This window comes from Alphaproteobacteria bacterium (assembly GCA_019695395.1).
Taxonomy (GTDB): Bacteria; Pseudomonadota; Alphaproteobacteria; order JAEUKQ01; family JAIBAD01; genus JAIBAD01.
This window is the reverse complement of record JAIBAD010000017.1, coordinates 25388-37062: the sequence shown is the minus strand read 5'-3', so window position 1 is coordinate 37062 and position 11675 is coordinate 25388. Positions and strand designations below refer to the sequence as shown.

At 33.2% G+C, this 11675-nt stretch carries 11 protein-coding genes and 1 tRNA gene; 2 read left to right on the top strand and 10 right to left on the bottom strand.

Going from position 1 to position 11675, the window contains the following annotated elements; genetic code table 11:
• The 3 genes from K1X44_04500 to K1X44_04490 all read right to left on the bottom strand — a co-directional run.
• A partial coding sequence (locus tag K1X44_04500) for a thymidylate kinase (protein MBX7146551.1) occupies positions 1-219 on the bottom strand: 219 nt, incomplete at its 3' end.
• Positions 207-1358 (bottom strand): D-alanyl-D-alanine carboxypeptidase, encoded by a 1152-nt coding sequence (locus K1X44_04495; protein MBX7146550.1) that lies wholly within the window; start codon positions 1356-1358, stop codon positions 207-209. The genes K1X44_04495 and K1X44_04500, both read right to left, overlap by 13 nt.
• A 38-nt stretch (positions 1359-1396) precedes the next feature.
• Positions 1397-2704 carry a septal ring lytic transglycosylase RlpA family protein gene (locus tag K1X44_04490; GenBank protein MBX7146549.1) on the bottom strand — a complete coding sequence of 436 codons (1308 nt, stop codon included), beginning with the start codon at positions 2702-2704 and terminating at the stop codon, positions 1397-1399.
• A 176-nt stretch (positions 2705-2880) separates the two neighbouring features.
• Between K1X44_04490 and K1X44_04485 the strand changes: the two genes are divergently transcribed.
• A tRNA-Ser gene (locus tag K1X44_04485) sits at positions 2881-2970 on the top strand.
• A gap of 35 nt (positions 2971-3005) precedes the next feature.
• Positions 3006-4994 (top strand): acetyl-CoA carboxylase biotin carboxylase subunit, encoded by a 1989-nt coding sequence (gene accC / locus K1X44_04480; GenBank protein MBX7146548.1) that lies wholly within the window; start codon positions 3006-3008, stop codon positions 4992-4994.
• Between the two features lie 11 nt (positions 4995-5005).
• On the opposite strand, the gene K1X44_04475 is transcribed toward accC, so the two are convergent.
• Genes K1X44_04475 through K1X44_04445 form a run of 7 tightly spaced genes read right to left on the bottom strand, consistent with a single transcriptional unit; the run spans position 5006 to position 11666 of the window.
• Entirely contained in the window at positions 5006-5788 is a 783-nt protein-coding gene (locus tag K1X44_04475) for an HAD-IIB family hydrolase (protein MBX7146547.1), read from the bottom strand.
• Between the two features lie 2 nt (positions 5789-5790).
• Complete coding sequence (locus K1X44_04470) at positions 5791-7098, bottom strand: iron-containing alcohol dehydrogenase (protein ID MBX7146546.1); 1308 nt, start codon at positions 7096-7098, stop codon at positions 5791-5793.
• Positions 7098-8393, bottom strand: coding sequence for a GTPase HflX (hflX, locus tag K1X44_04465; GenBank protein MBX7146545.1), 1296 nt, complete (start codon positions 8391-8393; stop codon positions 7098-7100). The genes K1X44_04470 and hflX overlap by 1 nt, the downstream gene beginning before the upstream one ends.
• 21 nt (positions 8394-8414) lie before the next feature.
• Positions 8415-8675, bottom strand: a complete 261-nt coding sequence (gene hfq / locus K1X44_04460) for an RNA chaperone Hfq (GenBank protein ID MBX7146544.1) — start codon at positions 8673-8675, stop codon at positions 8415-8417.
• Positions 8676-8714: 39 nt separating this feature from the next.
• Positions 8715-9374, bottom strand: coding sequence for an HAD family hydrolase (locus K1X44_04455; GenBank protein ID MBX7146543.1), 660 nt, complete (start codon positions 9372-9374; stop codon positions 8715-8717).
• Between the two features lies 1 nt (position 9375).
• On the bottom strand, positions 9376-10236 hold the full coding sequence (locus K1X44_04450) for a D-amino-acid transaminase (protein ID MBX7146542.1): 861 nt from the start codon (positions 10234-10236) through the stop codon (positions 9376-9378).
• A 32-nt stretch (positions 10237-10268) separates the two neighbouring features.
• Positions 10269-11666, bottom strand: coding sequence for a sigma-54 dependent transcriptional regulator (locus K1X44_04445; GenBank protein MBX7146541.1), 1398 nt, complete (start codon positions 11664-11666; stop codon positions 10269-10271).
• Positions 11667-11675: the final 9 nt, after the last annotated feature.

Genomic DNA, 11675 nt, shown 5'->3' with positions numbered 1-11675 from the left:
TAGGAATAATTCGGTAAGGGGGTCCCATCTATTAACATCCCCTTGCACCAGCAAATTTCGTATTTCTTCTGCCCCTTTTGTGCCACCAGGTTCCCGCGTTGTGATACAATTAATTTTTTGATCTAATAACCAATTGGCCAGAAGTTTAACATGCGTGGATTTACCACTTCCCTCGCCGCCTTCAAAACTTATAAAAAAACCTTTATTTACTGCCACAATAATTCAAAAGATGTTGTTATATGTTCTAAAAAACCTTCTTTCTCAACGTCATTTTTTGCTAATAAAGGAATTTCAATTGGTTCAATATTATCTGCAGAAACAGTTAATATACCAATTTTTTCTCCAGCTTTAACGGGTGCTTTAATGTAGGCTGGTAAAATGGTTTTTGCGTGCATTGTTATGTCAGCATTGCGTGGTAAGGTTACAAAAACATCTTTTTCTGTCACAACAGGTACTGTTTTTATTGTCCCATAAGGAACAGGTAGTTCATCAATAACCGTATCTTTAGTTACGAGTTTTTTTGCTTCAAAACTATCAAAGGCCCAGCTCATAAAACGTCTACTTTCATCGGCCCTTTCTTGCATATTTTTTAAGCCATGTAAAACCACAATAACACGACGTTCATCACGCACTGCAGATGCTGTTAGTCCATATCCTGCTTCTTCTGTATGACCCGTTTTCAAACCATCCGCACTATAATTTTTATCTTTATAAAGTAAGGGATTCCTATTACCTTGTTTAATACCATTAAATACAAATTCTTCTTCCGAAAAATAGTGGTAATATTCTGGAAAATCCTCAATCAATCTTTTGGCCAAAATTGCTAAATCTTTGACACTCATGACATGATTTGGTTCGGGCCAACCTGATGCGTTTACAAAATGGCTGTTCGTTAATCCAATTTCTTTTGCTTTTTTATTTAGTAATTTGGCAAATTCTTCTTCACTGCCAGATAATCCTTCTGCCACAACAATACAGGCATCGTTGCCAGATTGTATAATTATACCACGGATAAGGTCTTCTACTTTTACCTGTTCATGAATAGGTACAAACATTTTGGACCCTTGAATACGCCATGCCTTTTCGCTTACCGTAAATGCACTATCCAAAGTTACTTTTTTTTGTTTTAAAGCATCAAAAAGCACATAAATGGTCATAAGTTTGCTCATGGATGCGGGAGGTAATGGGGTATCACCATTTTTATTATATAAAACTGTATTTGTTTTTAAATCAAGCACATAGGCTGCATTAGCTGATGTTGGAAATTCTTCGGCATGGGCTATAGAATAATTAATCAAAAATACCAAAGTAAAAAACGCAACTATTTTTAAAACCAATTTTCCAAATTTATTGTGCATAATTTTAACAACCTATATATAACACGTTGATTATTTAACTACTCACTTACGAGATGAGCTTGTTGTCCATTTTGTTGTAATTGGGTCAACAATTTGCCACCCTCATCTTTTGAGTCAAGGGGACCAATACGTACCCTGTATAATTGTTGACCATTAACGATGACAGGGGTTAATTCAACTTTACCAAGATTTGATAATTTTTCTGAAATTCCCTTAGCATTTTCATATTGAGAAAAAGCCCCAAGCTGAACATAAACAGCGCGATTAGCAGATGGGTTAGATGCTAGGATAACCCCTTTATTTATTTGGCTGTTTTTGCCATATAAATAATTATTAGATGACATGCTGACCAAAACCAATTTGGGTTGTTTTGGCCCCTCTTGGATAGGTTGTGTAGTTTGTATGGGTGGGAGTTGCGTTACAGGTTGGACATTGTGTACTTGTCGGATGGGCTGTGTTGATACATTAGATGGATTAGAAAGATTAGATTGGGGATTAACAGCAGAAACAGTATTTAAATTGTTCGACACGTTAATTGAAGGAGCTTTTGTTTCCGTAAAATTGGGTGATATGTTACTTTTTTGTTGGGCAATTACTGGTAAAGGTTGTTCTTCAATTTTAGCTGATGCAAGTTGTGTGGGCTGTAGTTGCGGTGTTGGGGACAAAGGCACAATTTGTGGGGAAGTTTCTACATGTATATTTGTCGGAATTGTTTCGTTTCGATTGATAGTGGGTTTATTTTCTGCCAAAGCCGTAATGTTATTATTATCAAAAGATTTGCTATCAAGAGATTGCGCCAAAGCAATAGTTTCTTGGGGTAAAATTTGTACACGAACACGGCCTATGCCCTGTTGTTCAAATCCCAAAAGTTGGGCACCACGTCTTGATATATCTATGATGCGTTCCCCAATAAATGGTCCACGATCATTAATTTTTAAATTGAGAGAACGTCCATTATCAAGATTCGTCACACGTACAATACTTGGTAAAGGTAAAGTTTTATGGGCAGCTGTTAAATCATACTGGTTATAAATTTCACCACTGGCCGTAGGTCTTCCATCAAAGGGTTCACCGTACCATGACGCTTCCCCTATTACATCATAATTAAAATCTTCTTTTGGATAATACCAAATCCCATTAATTTCATAAGGGACACCAATGCGATAACTTTTAATACCCGAGGTTTGGGGAGATTGAACATTATTTCTTGATGCTTGGGGTTTATGACGGATAGCTTTGCTTTGATCTGCAACAAAACTTGTCTCAGCACAACTTGTAAGAAAAAGGCACAAAATTAAACCATTTAATTTCATTAAATGGTTTAGGATTTTTTTATTTAACGTCATTTTAATTTGCATTAAAATTTTAACCTTTAAGCATAATATTTGATAAAATAACCTTGAAAACTAAGAAGAGCAAGCTTTTTTCAATTTTATTTATTGGAATATAGTAATTTTTAACTTTTAATGATGACAATAAAGAAATCTATGCTAAAAAATATGTGGAAATAAAGTAGTAAACTGGATGGGTGGTCGAGTGGTTGAAGGCACCGGTCTTGAAAACCGGCGTGGCGGTAACGTCACCGTGGGTTCGAATCCCACCCCATCCGCCATCAATAAAATTATTTTTATATGATATAATCTTATTATGTTTAAAAAAATACTTATTGCAAACCGGGGTGAAATTGCATGTCGTATCATACGAACGGCAAAAAAAATGGGTATTCAAACAGTTGCTGTTTATAGTGAAATTGATAGCTATTCCCGTCATGTTATGGAAGCCGATGAAGCAGTATATATTGGCCCTTCCCCCTCATCCCAAAGTTATTTAGTTGCAGATAAAATTATTGATGTTATAAAAAAAACCGGGGCCGAAGCCGTCCACCCAGGGTATGGTTTTTTATCTGAAAATGCCCATTTTGTTCAACAACTTGAAAAACATAATATTTCTTTTATTGGTCCCCATAGTAAAGCTATTGCAGCCATGGGTGATAAAATCACCTCAAAGAAATTAGCCCATTCATGTAACGTTCCATCCACGCCAGGTTATTTTGGAGATATAAAAAGCGAAACAGAGGCCATAAAAATTGCTAATGACATAGGCTATCCTGTTATGATTAAGGCATCTGCAGGTGGTGGTGGAAAAGGTATGCGTATCGCCTTTAATGATCATGAAATCGCGCAAGGGTTAAAATCAGCAAAAAATGAAGCTCAAAATAGTTTTGCTGATGATCGTGTCTTTATAGAAAAATTTATTGAACATCCAAGACATATTGAAATACAAATCTTGGGTGATACGTATGGCAATATTATTTACCTTGGTGAAAGAGAATGTTCTATACAAAGACGGCACCAAAAAATTATTGAAGAAGCCCCTAGTCCCTTCGTAACACCAGAGTTACGGAAAGCCATGGGTGAACAGGCCATTCAGCTTGCCAAAGCTGTGAATTATTGCTCTGCAGGAACAGTTGAATTTATTGTTGATCAACAAGGTAATTTCTATTTTTTAGAAATGAATACAAGATTACAGGTTGAACATCCTGTGACCGAACTTGTAACTGGAATTGATTTGGTTGAATGGATGATCAAAATTGCTGCAGGTGAAAAATTATCTTTAACCCAAAAAGATGTTAAAATTCAAGGATGGGCAATTGAAGCAAGAATTTATGCCGAAGATCCAACACGTAATTTCCTACCTTCAACAGGTAAATTAATTTATTACCAAGAACCCAAAAATAATTCTTATGTAAGAATTGATAGCGGTGTTTATGAAGGAAGTACCATTTCTGTTTATTACGATCCTATGATTTCTAAATTATGTACATTTGGCAATACCCGTCCGGAAGCCATAAATCATATGCATCACGTTTTAGATGAATATGTTATAAAAGGTGTAACCCATAATATACCATTTTTAAGCCGCATTTTATCTCATCCAACATTTAAGGACGGTAAACTTTCAACAGATTTTATTGATCAGGAATTTCCAGATGGTTTTTTTATTACGTTACCACCAGAACATGAAATAAAAAATTTTATCGTTATTGCTGTAGCTCTTCATACCAAATATTATCTACAATATTTTCATTCAAAACAAAATGATCATCCAAAAGATACCGTATCACTTGATTGGGTTATTGTAAGTAATATTAATCATTATTCTGCAAAGGTCACATTTAATTTTAATACATGTTCATATAATATTTTTTATGACCATGTTGAGTATGTTGTTGTATCAGATTGGCAGTTAAAGGATTTTATATGGAAAGGTTTTGTTAATAAGCAAAATGTTACGATGCAAGTCCAACGTCAAAACGTCGGCTATAAATTGAAAGCTCAGGGATATGAATTTGACTGTATGGTTTTATCCCCAAAAGAAGCAAAATTTCAAAAATTAATGCCTGAAAAAATAGAACCTGATATGTCCCGTTTTGTTTTGTCACCTATGCCTGGTTTGCTTAGATCCCTTCATATTAAGGCTGGTGATACAGTTAAATTAGGTCAGGATATCGCAGTTATTGAAGCCATGAAAATGGAAAATGTATTACGCAGTAATTGTGATGGTCTTGTTAAAGAAATTTTTGCTAAAGAAGGTGATAATTTATTAACAGATCAAAAGATTTTAGAGTTTGAATAAAAATATAGTGTTTATAAAAATAAATCGGCAAATTCTGCAAATCCTTCCCCCCCTGATTTTTGTGTAATCCATTTGGGCATGGTAGAAATTTTAGATTTAAAATTTAAAATATTGGCTACCCCAACAGAATGATTAAAATATTCAAACATGGGTTCATCATTGGGTGAATCGCCAATAAAAAAAACCTTATCACGATAGGTATCAAGATTTATTTTAAATTCTTTGGCAAAAAGAATTTTGGTCATGCTAAGTTTATTATAATCACCAAACCAACCATTAATATGGATAGAACTAATTTTTGCATGCGCCCCATGAGAATGAAAAATATCAACAATTTCTACTATTTTTTTATCGTCTAGTTTTATCACATCTTCGGCAAAATCTATGGCAAGATCTGCAACACGGTAAGATTGATCCGCAGAAATGGCACATCCTGGTACCTTATTTAAAATTTCATGCGATAGAATATCAAGTTTATGCCTATCTTTTAGTCGTTCTTGTTCATTCTTTACATAAAACCGAACCATTTTTTGCATTTCATGCTTATAGCAAAAATAAAAAGCACCATTTTCACCAACCACAGCTTTAACCGGCCAAAAACGGGCAATCATATCACACCACCCTGCTGGTCTGCCTGTAATAGGGATAATATGAATGCCGTGTTGCGATAATTTTTCCATTGCAGAATATGCACACGCAGGGAGCTTACCCTCTGTGGTTAATGTATCATCTATATCTGTTAATATGTAAGAAACAGATTTTTTTATTTCTATGGGTATAAGATCAAGCAACATGTTTAATGACTTAATGATTGTAAAAATGATGTATTATTTGTATCAGCTACAAAATCAAGAAAGGTATAACGATTACGCATTGTTTTGGCATAAAACAATGCATTTTTATATGAATCTTTTGACCACCCTACATGTTGAATTGTTGTAGGTGCGTTTATATTCAATAAAGTTTGTTCCAGTGTATGAGGTGGCAGGGAGATGTTAAGAATTTCTTTTTTTATGTCATTCCAAGAATTTTTTAAAATTTTATTAATTTTATCTTTATGTAAAAAATATGCTATCTTAGTTGCATATTCATCCCAGAAATCTTCCCCTATTTCGGGACCAAAATGATCAATAATTTGTTCTTTATTTACTGTGGGTTCATCTAGCAAAGGTAATGTTGACAAGGATAAGATTTTATGTTGAAGCCTAGCCATAGTTAATGTTGTAACCGCAATTTGTTCCCCATGTAGAAGGTTCATTTTTTTATCTTTATGATACCATTCCATATAATGGCTTAATAAATGTTCACCTTGGCTTGCTGGATAGCTTCCCCCACATAAGGTCATCCCGCATCCAGATAAAATAAGTGTCCTGGCCAGTGCTGCCATGACATTCATATCTTTTTCTAAAAGCTTGGCACTATTTTCAAATAAATAATTTTCATCTTCACTTAAAAGATTAAAAGGCGCCTTCTTATAAGGTGTTTCTAATAAAATATGGGATAGTAGCCAGTCTGTCTGTGCGGTAGAGCGACAAATAGAATCCCCTAACCCTGCTTGGATCATTTTTACGGGGGCTGACGATAAAACAGTTAAATCAAGAAAAACAGCTGTAGGTAAATGAGCTTTAAAGGATTTCTTAATATGTCCATCTGTAATTGATGCATTCATTGAACAGTATCCATTTACCGAGGGGGATGTACCAAAAATTACATAGGGTTTATTAAGTTTAAAAGTAGCAAATTTACATAAATCATTAATTGTACCAGAACCCACTGCAATAACTGCATCAACATCATTAAATTCATATAAAAGTTGATCAATCAACGTAATGTTGGCATCAATGTTTATAGGCAATCCAATTTTTTTTAAATTAAAACTATTTGAGAGAGAGTGATCAATTCTTTTCCCTAATACTTCAAAAGTATTAGAATCAAAAACAAGTCCAAGTTTTTTACCCAAATTTAATTCTTTAATTAATTCAAGTTCTTGAGTTTCTAAACTTCGTTCAATAACAATTTGTTTTATACCAATTTTTAAAAATCCCGTATCATCGGGATTGACATAAGTACCATTTAATAGTTTTTTTATAGAAAGATTAATCATTATTTTTTTGATATTTGCTTATGTCCAAAACGTTGAATATTTGCAGGGCTCATTTTCACTTTTATATAACAAAAATCATCATAATCTATTCTATTTAGAACTTGTCCATATTTATACAACCAAGCTATTTGGGATGAATCTTTATACTCTAAATGATATTCCATAATTTTTTCATCCAAAGATAAATAGTCATCAATTTTGGATAATAAAGCATGAACACCTTCACCTGTTAATGCAGATATAAATATTTTATTATTCTCTAGATTATTTTCATTTTCTATTTCAACTTTTTTTTCGTTAGAAAGTATATCAATTTTATTATAACATTCTAAAATATTATCTTTTACAACATGATGAATACCTAATTCATCCAAGACATGATAAACATCATTTTTTTGGGCAATGACATCTTCATGAGTAGAATCTATAACATGAATGATATAATCTGCTTCTAAAACTTCTTCTAAAGTAGCACGAAATGCTGCGATTAACAATGTTGGTAATTCAGAAATAAAGCCTACTGTATCAGAGAGAATAATAGTTCTCGTTGAGGGTAATATAACAGCACGCATCGTAGGATCCAGAGTTGCAAAAAGTTGATCTTTGGATAAAACCTTCGATGCAGTTAATAAATTAAATAAGGTTGATTTCCCTGAATTGGTATAACCAACTAAGGCAATAAGTGGGTATTCTGATTTCTGGCGCGATCTTCTTTGCAAAAGACGGGTACGTTGAACTGTACTTAATTCTTTTTTTATATAATCAATTCTCTCACTAATAAGACGTCGATCAATTTCAAGTTGAGATTCACCTGGGCCGCCTAAAAAACCAAATCCTCCACGCTGTCTTTCTAAATGTGTCCAGGATTTTACTAATCTACTTTTTTGGTATGTTAATGATGCAAGTTCAACTTGAAGTTTACCTTCAGAGGTTTGTGCTCGGGATGCAAATATTTCAAGAATTAATCCTGTTCTATCAATGACTTTACATTTCCATGCTTTTTCTAGATTACGTTGTTGAATTGGGGACAAGGTTTGATTAACAATAACCAATTCTATTTTGTGCTGATTAATAATTTCAGATATTTTATCTATATGACCCATAGATATTAAAGCCGCAGCACTAAATTTATTTATTAGAATGGTTTGGCTATAAACAACATTTAAATGAATAGCCTTCGCAAGATTTATGGCTTCCGCTAAAACCGCTTCATTAGTGCGTAAATTTGGTTTAGTTCTTTTTAACCTGATATCAAGGACAATAACTTGTGTAGATAATAAAAGCTGATCATACATTTAAATTAAATCTAAAAGCTTTTATTTTTCTTTTGATTCTGGATCTTCCCCATTATCATCAAAGAGCTGTACCGGATTATTAGGCATAATCGTCGATATAGAATGCTTATAGACGAGTTGAGAATGCCCTTCTCTTTTGAGAAGCATTGAAAAATTATCAAACCAAGTAACTATACCTTGTAATTTAACGCCACTTACTAAAAAAATAGTTACAGGTATTTTATTTTTACGTACATGATTTAAAAAAATATCTTGGACGTTTTGATTTTTTTCATTGGTCATTTTTTTTCCTTATTAAGGGCTTATCAAAATCAAAGTTAATTATTTAATAGAGCTTAGCGTGCTCATAAGATTAATACAATCAGGAAAATAGTAAACAGGTTCAATTTGATTAAATTCATTTTCTTGTGGTGCTTCTTTTCTAACTAACACAGGAACACAATTTGAATTTTTTGCACAAAGCATATCAATATCTGTATCACCTACAAACCATATAGATTTATGGGATGCTTGAATAAGATCAGCTAAAGCTAGTGTAACAGGCTCAATAGATGGTTTATCTGAGCTTGCATCACCCGCACCTATAACCTTATTGAAGTACTTTAGCCACCCAATTTTTTGTACTTCTTTACGTAGAATATCCCCTTTTTTATTACTTACAATTGCTAAATAGACCCCCTTTTTTAATAGAAAATCGAGAAGTTGCTCTGCCCCCTCCTCTGGGGATAATCTATCTAGATGGTGTGTTAATATGTAATTATAAAATATTTCTTGAGCTTTTAACCATTCATTTCCAAATATTTGGGGAAAACTATCTCTAAGCGACGCTCGGACATTATTTTTAACATCAGTCATCGTCCATAAAGGGAGAGAAAATGAATAAAACGTATGATTAAGCGCTTCTAATATAATATCCCAACTTTGGACAAGAGTATTATCCCAGTCAAATACAAACGCATCAGGAAAAGATAAATTTTTCATATCATTGAACTTGGCCTAAAACATAATCCAGATATAATTGTTTCAAATAAATGACCATAGGACCAATAATTTCATTATTAAAAGATTTACCATTTAATTTAATAATTGGTTTGACCATAGAACTTGTGCTGGTAATAAAAGCTTCTTTTGCTTGTTGTAAATCATGAAGAGCAAATTTTTTTTCTATAAAGGGAATCTTTTTTTCTTTAATTAAGGCTATAAGTCTTTGTCTTGTGATACCATTTAATATTTTATGGTTTGCTTCATGAGTTTGAAGAATACCATCTTTATTCAAAATCCATAAATTTGTTGATGTTCCTTCTGTCAAAAAACCTTCGCTATCAATCATAATTGCTTCAAATGCTTGCTGTTCAAATGCTTGTTGTTTAGCTAACACATTGGGTAAAAGCATAGTTGATTTAATATCACATCTTTTCCATCTTTCATCAGGGACAGTAATAATATTAATACCAATATCTTGTTGTTTTAAAATTTCTGAATATGAAAGTTTTTTACAAGACATAATTAATGAAGGTTTTGTATTTAAAGGAAATTTATGATCTCTGGGGGCAATGCCTCTTGTAATCTGAATATAAATTAATCCAAAAAGCAATTTGTTACGACGAATTAATTCTCTTATTAATAATTTCAATGTATTACAATTAACAGGCATAGTGCAGTTAATATTTGATAAAGAATTTTCTAACCGGTGCAGATGTCCTTCTTCATCAATAAGATGGTTGTTATATAAATAAATAACTTCATAAACACTATCAGAAAATTGATATCCTCGATCTTCTACATGAATGAAAGCTTGATCATGTAATAAATAATGCCCATTAACATATATATATTTTGACATCAATATAAGTTAATTAGAAATTAAAAAAATTATTATTCATCATTTTTTGGAGAACGATCGCAAGAAGTTAAACCAAGTATTTTTAACTTTCTGTGTAATGCTGATCTTTCCATGCCAACAAAAACAGCTGTACGAGATATATTACCACCAAAACGAGCAACCTGTGCATCTAAATATTGTTTTTCAAAAAGTTCTCTTGCCTCACGTAAGGGTAATCCCATAATTTCAGCCCCGCTATCTCTTTGCACTCTAGGTGGAGCTACCTGGCTTATTTCAGAAGGTAACATTGCGGTGTTAATGACTTGATCTTCGCTATTAGCCATAATCAATAAAGATTCAACAACATTTTTTAATTGTCTAATATTTCCTGGCCAATCATATGCCTGCAACGTAGCAATAGCATCTTCTGTAATATGTTTGGGGACAAGACCATTAATTTTAGCATGAGTTACAAAATGTTTTATTAGCTCGGGAATATCTTCTCGTCTTTCTTTAAGAGCAGGAACGGGTAAAGAGACAACATTAAGACGATAAAATAAATCTTGCCTAAAATTTCCTTCTCTTATTTTTTCTAATAAATCACAACTTGTTGAGGCAATAACGCGTACATCAACATCGACTTTATGTAAGCCGCCCAAACGATAAAAACAATTTTCTTGTAAAATACGAACTAACTTTGCCTGTGTTTCAAGAGGCATGTCAGCAATTTCATCTAAAAATAATGTACCATTATGCGCTTTTTCCAAAGTACCAATAATAGGAGCACTTTTATTTTCATACTTTTGTGATCTACCAAAAAGTTCTATTTCAAGGCGTTCTGGAATCATAGAGGCACAATTTAATACAACAAAAGGACCTTTGGCTCGTTTGGAATGAAAATGGATTAATCTGGCCGCTCTTTCTTTACCAGATCCAGGGGCACCAGTAATAAGCACGCGGCTACCAGTGGGTGCAACTTTTTCAATAGATTGTCTTAATTGATTAATTGACGCAGAACTTCCTACAAGTTGAATATCCAATCCTGTTTTTGATCTAAGTTCTGCATTTTCTTTTTTAAGCTTTGCTGCTTCTATGGCTCTTGCTACAACAACTAAAAGGTGATCAGATTTAAATGGTTTTTCTATAAAATCATAGGCACCTTGACGGATAGCAGCGACAGCGGTTTCTATATTACCATGACCACTTATCATAATGACTGGAACTTCTGGGTGATTTTGTTGGATAATTGTCAACAATTCAATGCCATCCATTGGACTACCTTGAAGCCATATATCAAGAATCACAAGACCTGGTTGTCTACGGCTTATTGCTTCAAGGGCGCTAACACTATTTGAACAATGTCTTGTTTGATATCCTTCATCTTCGAGCAGCTTACATATAAGCATACGAATATCAGTTTCATCATCTATAACAAGTATATCCATTGTCATGTGTTACAA

Bases quoted from the DNA above. Each gene is read 5' to 3' on its own strand.
- K1X44_04495 (MBX7146550.1), bottom strand. From the start codon at position 1,358: ATGCACAATAAATTTGGAAAATTGGTTTTAAAAATAGTTGCGTTTTTT.
- K1X44_04490 (MBX7146549.1), bottom strand. From the start codon at position 2,704: ATGACGTTAAATAAAAAAATCCTAAACCATTTAATGAAATTAAATGGT.
- accC (MBX7146548.1), top strand. From the start codon at position 3,006: ATGTTTAAAAAAATACTTATTGCAAACCGGGGTGAAATTGCATGTCGT.
- K1X44_04475 (MBX7146547.1), bottom strand. From the start codon at position 5,788: ATGTTGCTTGATCTTATACCCATAGAAATAAAAAAATCTGTTTCTTAC.
- K1X44_04470 (MBX7146546.1), bottom strand. From the start codon at position 7,098: ATGATTAATCTTTCTATAAAAAAACTATTAAATGGTACTTATGTCAAT.
- hflX (MBX7146545.1), bottom strand. From the start codon at position 8,393: ATGTATGATCAGCTTTTATTATCTACACAAGTTATTGTCCTTGATATC.
- hfq (MBX7146544.1), bottom strand. From the start codon at position 8,675: ATGACCAATGAAAAAAATCAAAACGTCCAAGATATTTTTTTAAATCAT.
- K1X44_04455 (MBX7146543.1), bottom strand. From the start codon at position 9,374: ATGAAAAATTTATCTTTTCCTGATGCGTTTGTATTTGACTGGGATAAT.
- K1X44_04450 (MBX7146542.1), bottom strand. From the start codon at position 10,236: ATGTCAAAATATATATATGTTAATGGGCATTATTTATTACATGATCAA.
- K1X44_04445 (MBX7146541.1), bottom strand. From the start codon at position 11,666: ATGACAATGGATATACTTGTTATAGATGATGAAACTGATATTCGTATG.